Genomic DNA, 18185 nt, shown 5'->3' with positions numbered 1-18185 from the left:
GCACAACTGGGATTTATTACAGTTTCTGTGGATAACTCTGTTTACAAGAGTATTTCAGACATAATAGAAAACGTCCCCAACGAAGCATTTCGCTGTGGATAATTTAGGAAAGAAGAAGAATTTGGAGCGGGAAACGAGACTCGAACTCGCGACCCCGACCTTGGCAAGGTCGTGCTCTACCAACTGAGCTATTCCCGCTTGGGTGTTCTGGTGCTGGCGTATCTTGCGATACTTTTCAAATTTTGGAGCGGGAAACGAGACTCGAACTCGCGACCCCGACCTTGGCAAGGTCGTGCTCTACCAACTGAGCTATTCCCGCTTGGGTGTTCTGGTGCTGGCGTATCTTGCGATACTTTTCAAATTTTGGAGCGGGAAACGAGACTCGAACTCGCGACCCCGACCTTGGCAAGGTCGTGCTCTACCAACTGAGCTATTCCCGCAAATCTGTACTGCTTTTGTTGCTGTCGTAACGTGTAATTCTCTGTCGTTACGGGAGGCGCATTATACGAGAAATCCGTTTAGCTGCAACCCCCCTCAAAGCGATTTTTTTGAAATTCAGTTCAAGTGCTTATTTAATCGGCAAGCTGAACAATTTAGCGACAAAAACCCGGCCACGCAAGGCGCCGGATCGCAAAATTAAAGCTTAATAAAGTTTTCGCGATAGTACGCCAGCTCCGCAACAGACTCACGGATGTCGTCCATTGCCTGGTGCGTCCCCTGCTTTGTGAAGCCGTCGAGAATTTCCGGTTTCCAGCGGCGGGCCAGCTCTTTTAAGGTGCTCACATCCAGATAGCGGTAGTGGAAGTAGGACTCCAGCTCCGGCATGTACTTAAACAGGAAGCGACGATCCTGACCAATGCTGTTGCCACAGATAGGCGATTTTCCTGCCGGCACCCACTGCTTCAGAAACTCAAGCGTCGCCAGCTCCGCTTCGCGGTCGCCCAGAGTGCTGGCCTTCACGCGTTCCACCAGCCCGCTGCCAGTATGGGTACGCACGTTCCACTCATCCATCAGCGCAAGCTGGTCATCGGACTGGTGCACGGCAATCGTTGGGCCTTCCGCCAGAATATTGAGGTTAGCATCGGTGACCAGTGTGGCGATCTCAATAATGCGATCGCGCTCGGGATCCAGGCCGGTCATCTCCAGATCGATCCAAATCAGGTTGTTTTCGTCCGCGCTCATGTTATTTTCCACCCTTCTCGCTTAACCGGCAGTAGCAGGTTAACTAGTATTAATTAGAGTGTATCATAGAGGTTTTGCCCGCTATGGGCGACCAGGAGCCAGCGCGATTGAGTAAAAATAAACTCTCCAAAGGGCAGCAGCGCCGCGTGAATGCAAATCACCAGCGCCGTCTTAAAACCACTACGGAGAAGCCCGATTACGACGACAACCTGTTTGGCGAAGCGACGGAAGGCGTGGTGATTAGCCGCTTCGGTATGCATGCCGATGTCGAGTCTGCCGACGGGGACATCCACCGTTGCAATATCCGTCGCACCATCCGTTCCCTGGTGACCGGTGACCGCGTGGTCTGGCGTCCAGGCAAAGCGGCTGCGGAAGGGGTAACGGTTAAAGGTATCGTTGAAGCCGTGCATGAACGCACGTCGGTTCTGACCCGTCCTGATTTCTACGACGGCGTAAAGCCCATTGCCGCCAATATCAACCAGATCGTGATCGTTTCAGCGATTTTACCCGAACTTTCGCTCAACATTATTGACCGTTACCTGGTGGCCTGCGAAACGCTACAGGTTGAGCCGCTCATCGTGCTGAATAAAATCGATCTGCTGGATGACGAGGCCATGGCCTTTGTGAATGAGCAGATGGATATCTATCGCAATATTGGTTATCGCGTTTTGATGGTTTCCAGCCGCACCAAAGATGGCCTGAAGCCGTTAGAAGATGCGCTGACCGACCGCATCAGTATCTTTGCAGGGCAGTCTGGCGTGGGTAAATCGAGCCTGCTTAACAACCTGCTCGGCCTTCAGCAAGAAATCCTGACCAACGATGTGTCGGACGTCTCCGGGCTGGGCCAGCACACCACCACCGCCTCACGTCTCTATCACTTCCCGCACGGCGGCGATGTGATTGACTCCCCGGGTGTGCGTGAATTTGGTCTCTGGCATCTCGAGCCGGAACAAATCTTTAACGGATTTGTCGAATTCCATGACTATATAGGCGCTTGCAAATACCGCGACTGTAAACATGACAACGATCCGGGCTGCGCCATCCGCGAAGCGGTGGAGAACGGTGAAATAGCGGAAACCCGTTTCGAAAATTACCATCGTATTCTCGAAAGCATGGACCAGGTAAAAACGCGTAAAAACTTTTCTGATTCTGATAACTGACAACTAAGCTAAGCGTCGCTAAAATCGTCCCCTTTTTTCAGGTTCCGGCAGCGTACTGCCGGATCAGGAACGACAAAACAATGGCCTGGAGGCTACCTTGTTAAACTCATTTAAACTTTCGCTTCAATACATTCTGCCTAAACTGTGGCTCACTCGCCTGGCGGGCTGGGGCGCGAGCAAACGAGCGGGCTGGCTGACCAAACTGGTCATCGACCTGTTCGTGAAATACTACAAGGTCGACATGAAAGAAGCGCAGAAACCGGATACGGCAAGCTACCGCACCTTCAACGAATTTTTTGTGCGTCCGCTGCGCGACGAAGTGCGCCCGCTGAATACCGACCCGAACGTGCTGGTGATGCCTGCTGACGGCGTGATCAGCCAGCTGGGTAAAATTGAAGACGACAAAATTTTGCAGGCGAAAGGCCATAACTACAGCCTGGAAGCGCTGCTGGCCGGTAACTACATAATGGCGGATCTGTTCCGCAACGGGACTTTCGCGACCACCTATCTCTCCCCACGCGACTACCACCGCGTTCATATGCCGTGTAACGGCATCCTGCGCGAGATGATCTACGTGCCGGGGGATCTGTTCTCTGTAAACCACCTGACGGCGCAAAACGTCCCTAACCTGTTTGCCCGTAACGAGCGCGTCATCTGCCTGTTTGATACTGAATTTGGCCCAATGGCGCAGATTCTGGTAGGTGCTACCATTGTGGGCAGCATCGAAACCGTCTGGGCGGGCACCATTACGCCGCCACGCGAAGGCGTGATCAAGCGCTGGACCTGGCCTGCCGGGGAAGAAGAAGGTTCTGTGGCCCTGCTGAAAGGTCAGGAGATGGGCCGCTTCAAGCTGGGCTCAACGGTAATCAACCTGTTCGCACCGGGCAAAGTTAACCTTGTCGACGAGCTGGAAAGCCTGTCCGTGACCAAACTCGGCCAGCCTCTGGCAGTATCGACGGAGGTCTTTGCAACGCCAGACGTTGCGCCAGCCCCGTTGCCGGAAGAAGAGATCAAAGCCGAGCACGATGCCAGCCCGCTGGTTGACGACAAAAAAGACGAAGGTTAACAACAGAAGGATCGCTGACGTGCGCCCGATTATCGTATTACTGATGGCCTGGTGCCTCAGCATGGGGGCGTACGCAGCGACGGCCCCCGACGCCAAACAGATTACCCAGGAGCTGGAGCAGGCAAAAGCGGCGAAACCCGCTCAGCCGGAGGCCGTTGAGTCGCTCCAGTCTGCACTGAACGCACTTGAGGAACGAAAGGGTTCTCTTGAGCGCGCCCAGCAATATCAGCAGGTTATCGACAACTTCCCCAAACTCTCTCAAACCCTGCGCTCGCAGTTAAACAGCCTGCGTGATGAACCACGCCAGGTACCCGCAGGGATGACGTCCGAGGCGCTGAATCAGGAGATCCTGCAAGTCAGCAGCCAGCTGCTGGAAAAAAGCCGTCTGGCACAGCAGGAGCAGGAACGGGCGCGTGAAATTGCCGACTCTCTCAGTCAGCTTCCACAGCAGCAAACCGATGCCCGCCGTCAGTTAAATGAGGTGGAACGCCGCATTGGGACGCAGACCGGCAACACCCCGCAGAATCAGGCCCAAAATCTTGGGCTACAGGCGGAATCCGCCAGACTAAAAGCGCTGGTTGATGAACTGGAGTTGGCACAGCTTTCTGCTAATAACCGCCAGGAGCTGTCACGGATGCGTTCGGAACTGGCGCAGAAGCAGAGCGAACAGCTGGATGCGTATCTCCAGGCGCTGAGAAATCAACTCAACAGCCAGCGTCAGCGTGAAGCTGAACGTGCGCTGGAAAGCACCGAGTTGTTGGCCGAAAACAGCGCTAACCTGCCCGACAGCATCGTCGCCCAGTTTAAGGTTAACCGAGAGCTTTCTGCCGCGCTGAATCAGCAGGCGCAGCGCATGGATTTGGTGGCCTCGCAGCAGCGTCAGGCCACTAATCAAACCCTCCAGGTTCGTCAGGCTCTCAACACGCTGCGTGAACAGTCCCAGTGGCTTGGCTCGTCTAACCTGTTGGGCGAAGCGTTACGCGCACAGGTGGCTCGTCTGCCAGAGATGCCAAAACCGCAGCAGCTTGATACGGAGATGGCGCAGCTGCGCGTTCAGCGTCTTCATTATGAAGACCTTCTTAATAAGCAGCCGCAAATCCGCCAGATCCGTCAGGCTGACGGACAGCCGCTCACCGGCGAGCAAAGCCGTATTCTGGAAGCGCAGCTGCGCACCCAACGCGAACTGCTCAATTCCCTGTTGCAGGGGGGCGATACGCTGATCCTCGAGCTCACCAAGCTGAAAGTCTCAAACAGCCAGCTGGAGGACGCGCTGAAAGAGGTCAACGAAGCCACGCACCGTTACCTGTTCTGGACATCCGACGTGCGGCCGATGACCTTCGCCTGGCCGATTGAGATCGTGCAGGATCTGCGCCGCCTCATTTCGCTGGACACCTTCAGCCAGCTGGGTCTCGCCAGCGTGATGATGCTCACCAGTAAGGAGACCATCTTCCCGCTGCTGGGGGCACTGATTCTGGTGGGTTTCAGTATTTATTCCCGTCGCCACTTCACCCGTTTCCTTGAGCGCTCCAGCGCCCGGGTGGGGAAAGTGACACAGGATCACTTCTGGCTGACGCTGCGTACAGTGTTCTGGTCAATTCTGGTCGCGTCTCCGCTGCCGGTGCTGTGGATGACGCTCGGATACGGCCTGCGTGAAGCCTGGCCCTATCCGCTTGCCGTCGCAATTGGCGATGGCGTGACCGCCACCGTTCCGCTGCTGTGGGTGGTGATGATTTGCGCCACGTTTGCGCGGCCAAATGGTCTGTTCATCGCTCACTTTGGCTGGCCGCGTAATCGCGTGGCGCGGGCGATGCGCTATTACCTGATGAGCATCGGGCTGATTGTGCCGCTAATTATGGCGCTGATCATGTTCGATAATCTCAATGACCGGGAGTTCTCCGGCTCGCTGGGACGGCTGTGCTTTATGCTGATCTGCGGGGCATTAGCGGTAGTGACGCTCAGCCTGAAGCGCGCCGGGATCCCGCTTTATCTCGACAAGTCCGGCAGTGGCGATAACATGTTTAACCGTCTGCTGTGGAACCTGCTGCTTAGCGCGCCGCTGGCGGCGATGCTGGCGGCGGCTGTCGGTTATCTCGCCACATCGCAAGCGCTGCTCGCACGACTGGAAACGTCAGTAGCTATCTGGTTCCTGCTGCTGGTGGTCTACCATGTTATTCGCCGCGGCATGCTGATCCAGCGTCGTCGTCTGGCGTTTGACCGTGCCAAACATCGTCGCGCAGAAATACTGGCCCAGCGCGCGCGGGGTGAGGAAGAGCCGAACCACGTCAACAGCACCGAAGGGACTTCAGACGCCGATGACGTCGAACTGGATCTCGATGCGATCAGTACCCAGTCCCTGCGGCTGGTACGCTCAATTCTGATGCTGGTTGCCCTGCTGTCGGTGATCTTCCTGTGGTCGGAAATCCACTCTGCGTTTGGCTTCCTGGAGAACATCTCTTTGTGGGATGTGACGTCGACGGTGCAGGGGGTCGAAAGCCTGGAGCCCATCACCTTAGGGGCCGTGCTGATTGCGATTCTGGTACTCATTATCACCACACAGCTGATCCGTAACTTCCCTGCCCTGCTGGAGCTGGCGCTGTTGCAGCATCTGGATTTAACCCCCGGCACAGGCTATGCGATCACCACCATTACCAAGTATTTAATCATGCTGTTTGGTGGGCTGGTTGGCTTCTCGATGATTGGTATCGAATGGTCAAAACTGCAATGGCTGGTTGCCGCCCTGACCGTAGGCCTGGGCTTTGGTTTACAGGAGATCTTTGCCAACTTCGTCTCGGGTCTGATCATTCTGTTTGAAAAGCCGATTCGAATTGGCGATACGGTGACCATCCGCGATCTGACCGGCAGCGTCACCAGGATCAACACCCGCGCCACCACCATCAGCGACTGGGACCGTAAAGAGATCATCGTCCCGAACAAAGCGTTTATCACCGAGCAGTTTATCAACTGGTCGCTGTCTGACTCCGTCACGCGTGTGGTGCTGACCGTACCCGCTCCGTCGGATGCCAACAGCGAAGAGGTGACGCAGATCCTGTATACGGCTGCTGAACGCTGTTCGCTGGTCATCGACAACCCGCCGCCGGAAGTCTTCCTGGTTGATTTGCAGCAGGGGATCCAGATTTTCGAGCTGCGTATCTACGCCGCCGAGATGGGACACCGTATGCCGCTGCGCCATGAGATCCACCAGCTGATCCTGGCTGGCTTCCGCGAGCACGGAATTGATATGCCGTTCCCACCTTTCCAGATGCGTCTGGAAACGCTGGACGGACGTAAGACAGGAAGAACGTTGACGTCTGCGGCGCGTTCGCGCCCGGCGGGAAGTTTATAATCCATTTCCCCCTCCCTTCCGGGAGGGGTTTTTTCATCCGCTATGCCACTTCTGCCACGCAGGTCATCATGCGGCGGCGGTAGTTCTCATAAATCCCCATTGCCAGCAGCGAGAAGAAGATCGGTCCGCCAACCATCCACAGCGTGCTGCTCCAGTCATTTGCCTCAACCACGGGCTGAATGACGGTAAAGATGTTGGCGAACGCGACGACCAGCACCACAACAGTGGTCGCCAGCAGCGTCGCCACGCGGGTTTTGAAGATCACAAACGGTCGCTCCAGATCCTGCTTCGCCTTAAAGAACGGGAACGCCAGCGCCAGGAATAGGTACGGAAGCGTCATCGATACGTTTGCCATCAGGGTCAGCTTGTTATAGAACGCCGACGCGGTATCGCCGCCGAAGGACACCAGCAGAATGAACACGCACACCAGCATGCACTGCATCCACATTGCGTTGGCAGGCATACCGGCAGCGTTCAGCTGCGTCATACGTGCGGGCCACAGCGCCTTTGGCGTCCCCTGAATAATCGCTTTCAGCGGCGAGTAGATCAGCGTGAAGAACGCGCCAGTATAGGCGAGGAACATCGACAAACCGGTAATCCGCGCAAACCAGATCCCCAGGGTGGCCGACGTTTCCGGCGCGAGATCCATGGCGTTGCCCAGCGTCACCCCCAGGCTTTTCATCAACACGTAGGTAATGTTGCCGAGGTTGGTGGTGTTATTGCTCAGTACCTGCTGCCAGTTGGTGCTGACGCCCCAGAGGAAAATCGCCAGCGAGTAGCCAATGGAAATGACGATGGCGGCAAAGATAATGCCTTTGGCAAAGTTCTTTTCCGGGTTTTCGGTTTTATCGACCAGCCCGCCCACGGCTTCAATTCCACCGTAAGCAAAGATGGCAAACACCACGAAGGAGAGCATGGCCAGCCCGGACTGGTAACCCGGATTAGGCGATGAAACGAAGTTGACTTCCTGTGCGAAATGCCCGCCGTTCAGGCACAGAATAGCGATACTGACCAGCAGCAGCACCAGGTTCAGGCACATCACGGAAATTCCGCCAACGGCAGTGATACGGGCAATTTTGTTGATGCCTTTCGAGGCCACCAGCGTGACAACCACCATCCAGCACACCGCCAGAATACCGACCACCTGTGTGGAACTCAGCCCCGCCAGAGACCAGACCTGCGTTTTATCCGCACCGAAGAGAAACGTTGAGAACGGCACCCAGACCTTGGCCGCCGTACTGACCATCCAGACGACATAGGATGAAAACCACATGAACGTACCGATAAACGCATAACGCGGACCGACGCTGTTGTTCATCCACGAATAGATGCCGCCTTCTTCTTTCCTGTACGCCGACCCCATCTCCGCCATCATTAGCGCAAACGGAATAAAGAAGAACAGCGCGGAAACGATATAAAACGGCGTCGCGCTGTAGCCCATCAGATAAAACGCGGACGGGCTATTGGCAAAGCCAAAAACTGACGTAAAAATCATCAGGATGAGCCCGGTAAGGGTCATTTTTTTGAGTGAGTGAGACATATAACCATCCGAAACGGAATTAAACTGCGCGGATGGTAGCAGATGACCAGACAAATATTGTGGCTATCCGAGTCAAATTAAGAAAAAGACCCGTGCATAGAGAAGATAGTAGTTTTTAATGTGGCAGAGTTAAATGACCGAGTAGACCGGGTAAGCGACAGCGCCACCCGGCAATTCTTTATGCGCGATCGACCGTAAAGGCAATCACATCGCCCAGTTGTTCTGCGCCCAGCGCCAGCATGACCAGGCGATCCACACCCAGCGCCACGCCGGAGCAGTCCGGCAGACCGGCTTTAAGCGCTTCCAGCAGGTTGGTGTCAATCGGCTGCTGCGGCAGACCGCGCGCGTTGCGCTTGCGGTTATCCTGCTCGAAACGCTGTTGCTGTTCGCGCGCGTCGGTCAGCTCATGGAAACCGTTCGCCAGCTCGATGCCTTTAAAGTACACCTCAAAGCGCTCCGCCACGCGGTGATCTTCGGTGCTGATCTGCGCCAGTGAAGCCTGGCTGGCCGGGAAGTGATAGACAAACGTCGGACGATCTTTGCCAATCTGCGGTTCAACACCAAAGGTGAACAGCAGTTGCAGCAGCGTGTCGCGATCCTCTTCGTTATCCGCCACGTTGCTCAAATCCAGTTTTGCCGCCACTTCACGCAGCTGTGTTTTATCAGCCGACAGCGGATCAATTTCCAGATGACGCTGGAAGGCCTGCTGATAGGAGAGCGTTTCAGCTTCCGCGCAATCCAGCACCTGTTGGAGCAGATCGTCGACTTCGTTCATCAGACGATACATGTCGTAGTGCGGGCGGTACCACTCCAGCATGGTGAATTCCGGATTATGGTGTCGGCCCATCTCTTCATTACGGAAGCTACGGCACAGCTGATAGACCGGACCACACCCGGCCGCCAGCAGACGCTTCATATGGTATTCCGGGCTGGTCATCAGATACAGATTCATGCCCTGAGAGTGGCCTGGGCCAACAAAACGGGTTTCAAACGGGACCAGATGAATATCCGTGACCGTCGCCTGACTCATGCACGGCGTTTCCACCTCCAGGACACCGCGATCCGCAAAGAAGCGGCGGATCTCCGCCATAATTGCTGCGCGCTTTAGCAGGTTTGGAATGGATGCGCTCGGCTGCCAGGTGGCCGTTTCGCTCATGAGTTATTTCTCCGTTTTCAGACAAGGGCACGAAGTCTACTCGCAAGCCGGGGCAGAGACAAATTTTGCACAGTAAAAGCCCCTTTTCATTGCACAGAGAAATACTGTGACGTCATTCATTAATCACGATGATAAATCACCGCACAGAACAGCAAAAAAATCGAACACGTCAAATTTCCCTCACTTCTACGCGGTTATACTGTTTTACCCATAAAGGAGCAGTGGAATCGCTTCCGCAATCGTCCGTTCGGGCAGGTGAACGTCCTTTAGCTCATCACGTTGCGGGAAAACCAAAATCTGGAGGAATGTCGTGCAAACTTTTCAAGCCGATCTTGCCGTAATAGGCGCTGGCGGGGCTGGATTACGCGCTGCAATTGCTGCGGCACAAGCCAATCCGAACGCCAAAATCGCATTGATTTCAAAAGTCTATCCGATGCGCAGCCACACGGTAGCCGCAGAAGGAGGATCCGCCGCCGTCGCGCAGGATCATGACAGCTTCGAATACCATTTCCACGACACGGTTGCAGGGGGCGACTGGCTTTGCGAACAGGATGTCGTTGATTACTTCGTGCACCATTGCCCAACGGAAATGACCCAGCTGGAACAGTGGGGATGTCCATGGAGCCGCCGTCCGGACGGGAGCGTCAACGTCCGCCGCTTCGGTGGCATGAAGATCGAACGCACCTGGTTTGCTGCCGATAAGACCGGCTTCCACATGCTGCACACCCTGTTCCAGACCTCCCTCCAGTTCCCACAAATCCAGCGCTTTGACGAACATTTCGTTCTCGACATTCTGGTCGACGACGGTCATGCGCACGGACTGGTAGCAATGAACATGATGGAAGGCACGCTCGTCCAGATCCGCGCTAAGGCGGTGGTGATGGCAACGGGCGGTGCGGGCCGCGTATACCGCTACAACACCAACGGCGGCATCGTCACCGGTGACGGTATGGGCATGGCGCTCAGCCACGGCGTCCCGCTGCGTGATATGGAGTTCGTCCAGTATCACCCAACCGGCCTGCCGGGCTCCGGTATTCTGATGACGGAAGGCTGCCGCGGCGAAGGCGGTATTCTGGTCAACAAAAACGGCTATCGCTATTTGCAGGATTACGGCATGGGTCCGGAAACCCCGCTTGGCGAGCCGAAAAACAAATACATGGAACTCGGCCCACGCGACAAAGTCTCTCAGGCTTTCTGGCACGAGTGGCGCAAAGGCAACACCATCTCAACGCCGCGCGGCGACGTGGTACATCTCGACCTGCGTCATCTCGGCGAGAAGAAACTGCTGGAGCGTCTGCCGTTTATCTGCGAGCTGGCGAAAGCCTATGTGGGCGTCGACCCGGTGAAAGAGCCGATCCCGGTGCGTCCAACCGCGCACTACACCATGGGCGGTATTGAAACCGACCAGCAGTGCGAAACCCGCATCAAAGGGCTGTTTGCGGTGGGTGAGTGTTCCTCCGTCGGTCTGCACGGCGCAAACCGTCTGGGCTCGAACTCGCTGGCTGAGCTGGTGGTCTTTGGTCGCATGGCGGGCGAACGCGCGATGGAGCGTGCCGCAACGGCAGGTGAAGCTAACAGCGCGGCGCTGGATGCGCAGGTTGCAGACATCGAAAAACGCCTGAAAGGCCTGGTGAACCAGGAAGGTAACGAAAACTGGTCGAAGATCCGCGACGAAATGGGGCTGTCGATGGAAGAAGGCTGCGGGATCTACCGTACGCCAGAGCTGATGCAGAAAACCGTCGACAAGCTGGCGGAACTCCAGGAACGCTTCAAGCGCGTGCGCATCACCGACACCTCCAGCGTCTTCAATACCGACCTGCTCTATACCATTGAACTGGGCCACGGCCTGAACGTCGCAGAGTGTATGGCCCATTCTGCCCTGGCGCGTAAAGAGTCCCGCGGCGCGCACCAGCGTCTGGATGAGGGCTGCACCGAACGTGACGACATCAATTTCCTTAAACATACTCTCGCCTGGCGCGATGCGGATGGTACCACCCGGCTGGACTACAGCGACGTGAAAATCACTACGCTGCCACCGGCGAAACGCGTGTACGGTGCAGAAGCAGAAGCCGCCGATAAGAAGGAGAAGGCGAATGGCTGAGATGCAAAAACTGAAAGTTGAAGTGGTGCGCTACAACCCGGAAGTGGACGCCACGCCGCACAGCGCTTTCTATGAAGTCCCTTACGACGAGCAAACCTCCCTGCTGGATGCGCTCGGCTATATCAAAGATAACCTGGCCCCGGACCTGAGCTACCGCTGGTCCTGCCGCATGGCAATCTGCGGCTCCTGCGGCATGATGGTCAACAAAGTGCCGAAGCTGGCGTGTAAAACTTTCCTGCGTGATTACACTAAGGGCATCAAGGTTGAAGCGCTGGGCAACTTCCCGATTGAGCGCGATCTGGTGGTCGACATGACCCACTTTATCGAAAGCCTCGAAGCGATTAAGCCGTACATCATCGGCAACCCGCGCACGCCGGATCAGGGGCCAAACACCCAAACGCCCGCGCAGATGGCGAAATACCATCAGTTTTCCGGCTGCATCAACTGCGGCCTGTGCTACGCCGCCTGTCCACAGTTTGGCCTGAACCCTGAGTTTATCGGCCCGGCCGCCATTACCCTGGCGCACCGCTATAACGAGGACAGCCGCGACCACGGCAAAAAAGAACGTATGGCACAGCTTAACGGCCAGAACGGGGTCTGGACCTGCACGTTTGTCGGTTACTGCTCCGAAGTCTGTCCGAAGCATGTCGACCCGGCCGCCGCTATTCAGCAGGGAAAAGTGGAAAGTTCGAAAGACTTTCTTATCGCTACCCTGAAACCACGCTAAGGAGTGCATGATGACGACTAAACGCAAAGCCTACGTGCGACCAATGCCGTCCACCTGGTGGAAAAAACTGCCGTTTTATCGCTTCTATATGCTGCGTGAAGGCACGGCTGTTCCCGCGGTCTGGTTCAGCCTCGAACTGATGTACGGGGTGTATGCCCTCAAGCACGGCCCGGAAGCCTGGGCCAGTTTTGTGGGTTTCCTGCAAAACCCAATCATCGTGGTTCTGAATCTGATTGTGCTCGCAGCCGCGCTACTGCATACCAAAACCTGGTTTGAACTGGCGCCAAAAGCAGCGAACATCATTGTAAAAGGCGAAAAAATGGGGCCAGAGCCGGTTATTAAAGGGCTCTGGGCAGTGACGGCAGTTGTCTCTGTGGTCATTCTGTTTGTCGCACTGTTCTGGTAAGGAGACTACTGTGATCAATCCAAATCCAAAACGTTCAGATGAGCCGGTCTTCTGGGGGCTGTTTGGCGCAGGCGGCATGTGGAGCGCCATTATTGCCCCGGTCATTATCCTGCTGGTCGGTATTATGCTGCCGCTGGGGCTGTTTCCGGGCGATGCGCTGAGCTATGAGCGCGTACTGGCCTTTGCGAGCAGCTTTATTGGCCGGGTGTTCATCTTCCTGATGATCGTCCTGCCGCTGTGGTGTGGTCTGCACCGTATCCACCATGCGATGCACGATCTGAAAATCCATGTGCCAAGCGGTAAATGGGTCTTCTACGGCCTGGCAACCATTCTGACGGTCGTCACGTTGATTGCCGTGGTCACCATCTGACTGAACAGGCCCGCCATCCGGCGGGCTTTTTACTTTTTCATCTTCTCCACCAGCCACCGGGAAAATTCGCGCATGGCAGGCGTTTCTGCCCGGGACTGCAATCGGGTCAGCCAGTAACTGCCGAGCTCAATCTGCGTTGCAAAGGGCTGCACAATGCGCTCGCTGGCTAACAGATGGGTAAACATATCGACAGGCGCAATGGCAATACCAACCCCTGCCTGAGCGGCCTCCAGCATGGTCACGGACGAATCAAATACCATCACACGGTGCGTTGGCGAAGGGGGGTGCTCGCCGGCCGCCTGCATCCACGCGGTCCACTCGTCGCGTCGGTAGGAGCGCAGCAGCGTAAACCTGAGGATGTCGGCCGGACTGTGCAGACTGGCGGCGATATCGGGCGTACACAGCGGCGCGAGCGGCGCATGACAAAGAAATTCAGCCTCGGTGCCATGCCACGCCCCGCCACCGTAGCGGATCGTATAGTCAAGCCCTTCGGCAGCCGGATCAACGCGGTTGTTATGGGTGGAAAGCTGAAGATCGATGTGCGGATAGCCACGGCGAAAATCGTCCAGCTGTGAGAATAAAACCCCGATGGCAAACGTACCCACCACGCCGATTTTCAGCTTCTCCTGCGCACGATGGTTAGCGAAGCGATCCAGCATTCCGGCTATACGATCGAACGAATCATTCAGTACCGGCAGTAAGTTTTCTCCCTCGGTAGTCAACATCAGCCCGCGCGACACGCGAACGAACAGCTGACAGTTCAGGTGCTGCTCCAGCGTTTTCACATGCTGGCTAATGGCTGAATGGGTCACGTTCAGCTCAATGGCCGCATGCGTAAAGCTGAGATGTCTCGCGGCGGCTTCAAAGGCTCGAAGCGAATTGAGGGGGAGATAGCTTCGCGTCATGGTCTCTTCCGTTAGAAAAATTAACAGCTAATGCTAAATTTAACCGTTTGTCAGGCACAGTCAAATCCAACAGACTACGCCTGTCTGACGGGCCCGGACATCCCCTTGACTCGCTATTACGGAAGATTACTGATGATGAAAAAATCTCTTTGCTGCGCCCTGCTGCTCGGCATCTCTTGCTCTGCTCTCGCCGCGCCAGTGTCAGAAAAACAGCTGGCGGAGGTGGTCGCGAATACGGTTACCCCGCTGATGAAAGCCCAGTCGATTCCAGGCATGGCGGTGGCCGTTATTTATCAGGGTAAACCGCACTATTACACGTTTGGCAAAGCCGATATCGCGGCCAGCAAACCCGTTACGCCTCAGACTCTGTTCGAGCTGGGTTCTATAAGTAAAACCTTCACCGGGGTTTTAGGAGGGGATGCCATTGCTCGCGGTGAAATTTCGCTGGACGATCCGGTGACCAGATACTGGCCACAGCTGACGGGCAAGCAGTGGCAGGGGATTCGTATGCTGGATCTCGCAACCTACACCGCTGGCGGCCTGCCGCTACAGGTACCGGATGAGGTCACGGATAATGCCGCCCTGCTGCGCTTTTATCAAAACTGGCAGCCGCAGTGGAAGCCTGGCACAACGCGTCTTTACGCCAACGCCAGTATCGGTCTTTTTGGCGCGCTGGCGGTCAAACCTTCCGGCATGGGCTATGAGCAGGCCATGACGACGCGGGTCCTTAAGCCGCTCAAGCTGGACCATACCTGGATTAACGTTCCGAAAGCGGAAGAGGCGCATTACGCCTGGGGCTATCGTGACGGTAAAGCGGTGCGCGTTTCGCCGGGAATACTGGATGCACAAGCCTATGGCGTGAAAACCAACGTGCAGGATATGGCGAACTGGGTCATGGCAAACATGGCGCCGGAGAAGGTTGCTGATGCCTCACTTAAGCAGGGCATCTCGCTGGCGCAGTCGCGCTACTGGCGTATCGGGTCAATGTATCAGGGTCTGGGCTGGGAGATGCTCAACTGGCCCGTGGAGGCCAACACGGTGATCGAGGGCAGCGACAGTAAGGTGGCGCTGGCACCGCTGCCCGTGGCAGAAGTGAATCCACCGGCTCCCCCGGTCAAAGCGTCCTGGGTCCATAAAACGGGCTCTACTGGCGGGTTTGGCAGCTACGTGGCCTTTATTCCTGAAAAGCAGATCGGTATTGTGATGCTCGCGAATAAAAGCTATCCGAACCCGGCACGCGTTGAGGCGGCATACCATATCCTCGACGCGCTACAGTAAAACATTGCGGGTGGCGCTGCGCTTACCCGGTCTACACAACGCATGAACTTTGTAGGCCGGGTAAGGCGAAGCCGCCACCCGGCAAAACACCCTGCACAATCTCCCGCATTTTCCCTGCTGTCATCTACACTTAACAAAAAACAGTAAGGAAACTCCTATGCGCATTCTGCCTGTTATTGCCGCAGTAACAGCCGCGTTTTTAGTGGTTGCTTGCAGTTCCCCTACTCCTCCGCCTGGCGTCACGGTAGTCAGTAATTTCGACGCACAGCGCTTCCTCGGCACCTGGTATGAAATCGCCCGACTGGACCATCAGTTCGAACGGGGCTTAGAAAAAGTCACGGTCAGCTACAGCGCGATGGATGACGGCGGGATCCGGGTCATTAACCGCGGCTATAACCCTGATCGCCAGATGTGGCAGCAGTCAGTTGGTCAGGCCTATTTCACCGGCGCATCTAACCGCGCGGCCATGAAAGCCTCTTTCATCGGCCCATACTACGGCGGGTATAACGTCATTGCGCTGGACAGAGAGTACCGCCACGCGCTGGTCTGTGGGCCGGATCGCAACTATCTGTGGCTCCTCTCACGCACGCCAACGATCTCGGCGGAAATGAAACAGCAGATGCTGGACATAGCGACCCGGCAAGGGTTTGATGTGACGAAGTTAATCTGGGTAAAACAGCCGCATTAGTGCGTACTGAGTTTTAACCCGATGATACCCGCGACAATCAACGCGAGGCTGGCGATGCGCGCCAGACTCGCAGACTCCCCCAGCAGCAGAATGCCGGTAATGGCAGCCCCTACCGCGCCAATTCCCGTCCAGACAGCGTAAGCTGTGCCGACGGGTAAGGTTCGCATCGCCCATGACAGCATGACGATACTGACAATCATTGCGGCGATAGTGATGACGCTGGGCGTCAGGCGGGTAAAACCGTGGGTGTATTTCAGACCAATTGCCCATACCACTTCGAGCAAACCAGCAATAACAAGAACGATCCAGGACATTTCAGGCTCCTTAACTTAAAGACAAGTTGGGGCCGTCCCCGATGAGTGAAGCGCTTACGGGTCGTCCCGCAAGGCAGAAGTTGCGCCTTATATTTTGGTTAGCGTGGAATTTTTTTTCAAACTTTTTCTGCTGAACACCTTAAAGCAAGAAATAGCCTCAGTAAGGCACGTAGTTCAGGCATTTATGACTCATCCGACTTCTCTATGATGATAGGCTTTCTGATGGCAGGAAGCCAAACCACTAGCCGACTGCGAAAATTTTATGTTCAAAATTCTTTTGATTGACCGTTGTCACTTCACCCGCGCGGGATTTGAAGCCTGGGTCAATCATTCAGACCTGTTTTCGGGTCATTTCGTCGTAACCGGGGTAAATAATCTTTTCCTCGCCAGAGAGCATATCCTGCAATGGAAACCTGCGCTGGTCATCGCTGATTTATCTGGCTTCCGGCAGGATTTACACCATTTTCAGCAGCTTTCCTCCCTGCTAATTGCCAGCGAAACACTGCCTTTTATTATGCTGCAATCAGGGCAGGAGCAGGAGATGACTGATTATCTGGCGCAGTTCCCGATATGGTCTTCGCTCTCCAAAAATACCGATCTGGAAGCACTGGCGGCGGTGATAAACGATGCGCTAACGTCATGCGCGAGTGCGGAGCTACCGAAAATGGCGGCACCGTTGCTGACGCGTCAGGAAGAAAGAGTTCTGACCTTGTGGATGGATGGTGCGAGCAACCAGAAAATTGCCAGCAATCTTCGCATTAACGGAAAAACGGTATACACGTACAAACGCAATATCCGCATGAAGCTGCATATGGATACGCGCTACTCGCCGTTTTTATCGCTACAGGAAGTGGAGAATTGACGGTACGGTGTAATAACTTGCCGTACCGTCGCTTACATTAGTTCTGAGCTTTAGTTGCTGCGCCAGAAATCGCGCTACCACCGTCGGAGATATCTTCCCCTACGCCACGGGTGGTGTTACATGCAGTCAGTACCGAAGAAAGCACCAGAACAGAAAAGATCGCTGCAATTGTTTTCTTAACCATAATATCTTCCTTTTATAGCCAAAGTTATTTTGTGTATAGCAACTTAAGAATAGACAAAATCTTGCCGTTTGACGGAAAAGGAAGAATTTTTAGGAAAATTAGACGGAATTAGCTGGCCGCATGGGAAATGATATGGCCGAGATCCTGGATATCTTCACCCACGCCACGCGCGGTGTTGCAGCCGGAGAGAATTGCGCTGGAGAGCGCTAACAGAAGCAGAATTTTAACGGTACGTTTCATCTTCCCTGCCTGCAAAATCAGGCGCAGCGGGCGCTGCGCCTTTAATCATGACGTAAATTACTTCACGCGGGATACGTATTCGCCGGAGCGGGTATCCACTTTGATCACTTCACCGATCTGTACGAACAGTGGCACTTTCACCACAGCGCCGGTAGACAGGGTGGCAGGCTTGCCGCCAGTACCTGCGGTATCACCTTTCAGACCTGGATCGGTTTCAACGATTTCCAGCTCAACGAAGTTCGGCGGCGTAACCGCGATAGGCTGACCGTTCCACAGGGTCACGATGCACTCAGCCTGATCCAGCAGCCACTTGGCGTTGTCGCCAATCGCTTTCGCGTCCGCAGACAGCTGCTCGAAGGTTTCGTTGTTCATGAAGTGCCAGAACTCACCGTCGTTGTACAGGTAAGTCAGGTTCATATCGACAACATCAGCGCCTTCAGCGGAGTCAGTAGATTTGAAGGTTTTCTCAACACGGGTACCGGTCAGCAGGCGGCGCAGCTTAACGCGCGCAAATGCCTGGCCTTTACCTGGTTTAACGAATTCGCTGGCTTCAACCGCGTACGGTTCGCCGTCCATCATGATTTTAAGACCAGCACGAAAATCGTTGCTATAGTACGTTGCCATAAGGCCCTCTAAATTTGTTAACTGGTAGCTAAGCCACAA

18 protein-coding genes and 3 tRNA genes are annotated in these 18185 nt (G+C 55.3%); 10 read left to right on the top strand and 11 right to left on the bottom strand.

Annotated elements, in window-relative coordinates; translation table 11 throughout:
• Window positions 1-122: 122 nt before the first annotated feature.
• The 4 genes from ACOT0L_RS14060 to orn all read right to left on the bottom strand — a co-directional run bounded on the left by ACOT0L_RS14060 (window position 123) and on the right by orn (window position 1182).
• Window positions 123-198 (bottom strand) — tRNA-Gly (locus ACOT0L_RS14060).
• 45 nt (window positions 199-243) lie between these two features.
• Window positions 244-319, bottom strand: a tRNA-Gly gene (locus ACOT0L_RS14055).
• 45 nt (window positions 320-364) lie between these two features.
• A tRNA-Gly gene (locus ACOT0L_RS14050) sits at window positions 365-440 on the bottom strand.
• Between the two features lie 196 nt (window positions 441-636).
• A complete protein-coding gene (gene orn, locus ACOT0L_RS14045; RefSeq protein ID WP_003855965.1) occupies window positions 637-1182 on the bottom strand; it encodes an oligoribonuclease in 546 nt (181 codons plus the stop codon).
• 107 nt (window positions 1183-1289) lie between these two features.
• Between orn and rsgA the strand changes: the two genes are divergently transcribed.
• From rsgA to mscM, 3 genes are all read left to right on the top strand, one after another.
• Window positions 1290-2342 carry a small ribosomal subunit biogenesis GTPase RsgA gene (rsgA, locus tag ACOT0L_RS14040; RefSeq protein ID WP_072202591.1) on the top strand — a complete coding sequence of 351 codons (1053 nt, stop codon included), beginning with the start codon at window positions 1290-1292 and terminating at the stop codon, window positions 2340-2342.
• A 97-nt stretch (window positions 2343-2439) separates the two neighbouring features.
• On the top strand, window positions 2440-3408 hold the full coding sequence (asd, locus tag ACOT0L_RS14035; RefSeq protein ID WP_022646813.1) for an archaetidylserine decarboxylase: 969 nt from the start codon (window positions 2440-2442) through the stop codon (window positions 3406-3408).
• A 19-nt stretch (window positions 3409-3427) separates the two neighbouring features.
• A complete protein-coding gene (mscM, locus tag ACOT0L_RS14030) occupies window positions 3428-6751 on the top strand; it encodes a miniconductance mechanosensitive channel MscM (protein ID WP_022646812.1) in 3324 nt (1107 codons plus the stop codon).
• Window positions 6752-6791: 40 nt separating this feature from the next.
• On the opposite strand, the gene yjeM is transcribed toward mscM, so the two are convergent.
• Together yjeM and epmA are read right to left on the bottom strand one after the other, a co-directional pair.
• Window positions 6792-8291: a glutamate/gamma-aminobutyrate family transporter YjeM gene (gene yjeM / locus ACOT0L_RS14025; RefSeq protein WP_126503234.1), complete on the bottom strand. Its 1500-nt coding sequence runs from the start codon at window positions 8289-8291 to the stop codon at window positions 6792-6794.
• 178 nt (window positions 8292-8469) lie between these two features.
• Window positions 8470-9447 (bottom strand): elongation factor P--(R)-beta-lysine ligase, encoded by a 978-nt coding sequence (epmA, locus tag ACOT0L_RS14020; RefSeq protein ID WP_003855960.1) that lies wholly within the window; start codon window positions 9445-9447, stop codon window positions 8470-8472.
• A 310-nt stretch (window positions 9448-9757) separates the two neighbouring features.
• Here epmA and frdA point away from each other — a divergent pair, with 310 nt between their 5' ends.
• From frdA to frdD, 4 genes are read left to right on the top strand one after another with little or no spacing between them, the layout of a single operon-like run.
• Complete coding sequence (gene frdA / locus ACOT0L_RS14015) at window positions 9758-11548, top strand: fumarate reductase (quinol) flavoprotein subunit (RefSeq protein ID WP_023299127.1); 1791 nt, start codon at window positions 9758-9760, stop codon at window positions 11546-11548.
• Window positions 11541-12275: a succinate dehydrogenase/fumarate reductase iron-sulfur subunit gene (locus ACOT0L_RS14010; protein WP_126503236.1), complete on the top strand. Its 735-nt coding sequence runs from the start codon at window positions 11541-11543 to the stop codon at window positions 12273-12275. The genes frdA and ACOT0L_RS14010 overlap by 8 nt, the downstream gene beginning before the upstream one ends.
• 10 nt (window positions 12276-12285) lie before the next feature.
• Window positions 12286-12681: a fumarate reductase subunit FrdC gene (frdC, locus tag ACOT0L_RS14005; RefSeq protein WP_003855953.1), complete on the top strand. Its 396-nt coding sequence runs from the start codon at window positions 12286-12288 to the stop codon at window positions 12679-12681.
• A 10-nt stretch (window positions 12682-12691) separates the two neighbouring features.
• The gene (gene frdD / locus ACOT0L_RS14000; RefSeq protein WP_000609653.1) at window positions 12692-13051 is read left to right on the top strand and encodes a fumarate reductase subunit FrdD; all 360 of its coding nucleotides are present in this window, start codon (window positions 12692-12694) and stop codon (window positions 13049-13051) included.
• A gap of 29 nt (window positions 13052-13080) precedes the next feature.
• Here frdD and ampR read toward each other — a convergent pair whose 3' ends face one another.
• Window positions 13081-13956, bottom strand: coding sequence for a LysR family transcriptional regulator AmpR (gene ampR, locus ACOT0L_RS13995; RefSeq protein ID WP_038415122.1), 876 nt, complete (start codon window positions 13954-13956; stop codon window positions 13081-13083).
• 132 nt (window positions 13957-14088) lie between these two features.
• On the opposite strand from ampR, the gene ACOT0L_RS13990 reads away from it, so the two are divergent.
• Together ACOT0L_RS13990 and ACOT0L_RS13985 are read left to right on the top strand one after the other, a co-directional pair.
• The gene (locus ACOT0L_RS13990; RefSeq protein ID WP_063857782.1) at window positions 14089-15234 is read left to right on the top strand and encodes a cephalosporin-hydrolyzing class C beta-lactamase ACT-39; all 1146 of its coding nucleotides are present in this window, start codon (window positions 14089-14091) and stop codon (window positions 15232-15234) included.
• Between the two features lie 157 nt (window positions 15235-15391).
• Window positions 15392-15922, top strand: a complete 531-nt coding sequence (locus tag ACOT0L_RS13985) for a lipocalin family protein (protein ID WP_032625173.1) — start codon at window positions 15392-15394, stop codon at window positions 15920-15922.
• Here ACOT0L_RS13985 and sugE read toward each other — a convergent pair.
• On the bottom strand, window positions 15919-16236 hold the full coding sequence (gene sugE / locus ACOT0L_RS13980; protein WP_015572453.1) for a quaternary ammonium compound efflux SMR transporter SugE: 318 nt from the start codon (window positions 16234-16236) through the stop codon (window positions 15919-15921). The genes ACOT0L_RS13985 and sugE overlap by 4 nt on opposite strands.
• Window positions 16237-16498: 262 nt before the next feature.
• Between sugE and ACOT0L_RS13975 the strand changes: the two genes are divergently transcribed.
• Window positions 16499-17098: a helix-turn-helix transcriptional regulator gene (locus ACOT0L_RS13975; RefSeq protein ID WP_023299123.1), complete on the top strand. Its 600-nt coding sequence runs from the start codon at window positions 16499-16501 to the stop codon at window positions 17096-17098.
• A 37-nt stretch (window positions 17099-17135) separates the two neighbouring features.
• Here ACOT0L_RS13975 and ecnB read toward each other — a convergent pair whose 3' ends face one another.
• The 3 genes from ecnB to efp form a co-directional block, all read right to left on the bottom strand.
• Window positions 17136-17282, bottom strand: coding sequence for a lipoprotein toxin entericidin B (gene ecnB / locus ACOT0L_RS13970; RefSeq protein ID WP_006178941.1), 147 nt, complete (start codon window positions 17280-17282; stop codon window positions 17136-17138).
• Between the two features lie 108 nt (window positions 17283-17390).
• Window positions 17391-17522, bottom strand: a complete 132-nt coding sequence (locus tag ACOT0L_RS13965) for an entericidin A/B family lipoprotein (protein WP_006810410.1) — start codon at window positions 17520-17522, stop codon at window positions 17391-17393.
• Between the two features lie 57 nt (window positions 17523-17579).
• Entirely contained in the window at window positions 17580-18146 is a 567-nt protein-coding gene (gene efp, locus ACOT0L_RS13960; RefSeq protein ID WP_003855940.1) for an elongation factor P, read from the bottom strand.
• Window positions 18147-18185 lie beyond the last annotated feature (39 nt).

It is taken from the genome of Enterobacter cloacae complex sp. XAL002 (genome assembly GCF_049236805.1).
Classification (GTDB): Bacteria; Pseudomonadota; Gammaproteobacteria; order Enterobacterales; family Enterobacteriaceae; genus Enterobacter; species Enterobacter intestinihominis.
This window is presented reverse-complemented; position numbering and strand designations above follow the sequence as displayed.

What these genes read in the sequence shown, in the direction of transcription:
- orn (WP_003855965.1), bottom strand. Translation starts at nt 1,182, where the DNA reads ATGAGCGCGGACGAAAACAACCTGATTTGGATCGATCTGGAGATGACC.
- yjeM (WP_126503234.1), bottom strand. Translation starts at nt 8,291, where the DNA reads ATGTCTCACTCACTCAAAAAAATGACCCTTACCGGGCTCATCCTGATG.
- epmA (WP_003855960.1), bottom strand. Translation starts at nt 9,447, where the DNA reads ATGAGCGAAACGGCCACCTGGCAGCCGAGCGCATCCATTCCAAACCTG.
- ACOT0L_RS14010 (WP_126503236.1), top strand. Translation starts at nt 11,541, where the DNA reads ATGGCTGAGATGCAAAAACTGAAAGTTGAAGTGGTGCGCTACAACCCG.
- frdC (WP_003855953.1), top strand. Translation starts at nt 12,286, where the DNA reads ATGACGACTAAACGCAAAGCCTACGTGCGACCAATGCCGTCCACCTGG.
- ampR (WP_038415122.1), bottom strand. Translation starts at nt 13,956, where the DNA reads ATGACGCGAAGCTATCTCCCCCTCAATTCGCTTCGAGCCTTTGAAGCC.
- ACOT0L_RS13990 (WP_063857782.1), top strand. Translation starts at nt 14,089, where the DNA reads ATGATGAAAAAATCTCTTTGCTGCGCCCTGCTGCTCGGCATCTCTTGC.
- ACOT0L_RS13985 (WP_032625173.1), top strand. Translation starts at nt 15,392, where the DNA reads ATGCGCATTCTGCCTGTTATTGCCGCAGTAACAGCCGCGTTTTTAGTG.
- sugE (WP_015572453.1), bottom strand. Translation starts at nt 16,236, where the DNA reads ATGTCCTGGATCGTTCTTGTTATTGCTGGTTTGCTCGAAGTGGTATGG.
- ACOT0L_RS13975 (WP_023299123.1), top strand. Translation starts at nt 16,499, where the DNA reads ATGTTCAAAATTCTTTTGATTGACCGTTGTCACTTCACCCGCGCGGGA.
- ecnB (WP_006178941.1), bottom strand. Translation starts at nt 17,282, where the DNA reads ATGGTTAAGAAAACAATTGCAGCGATCTTTTCTGTTCTGGTGCTTTCT.
- ACOT0L_RS13965 (WP_006810410.1), bottom strand. Translation starts at nt 17,522, where the DNA reads ATGAAACGTACCGTTAAAATTCTGCTTCTGTTAGCGCTCTCCAGCGCA.
- efp (WP_003855940.1), bottom strand. Translation starts at nt 18,146, where the DNA reads ATGGCAACGTACTATAGCAACGATTTTCGTGCTGGTCTTAAAATCATG.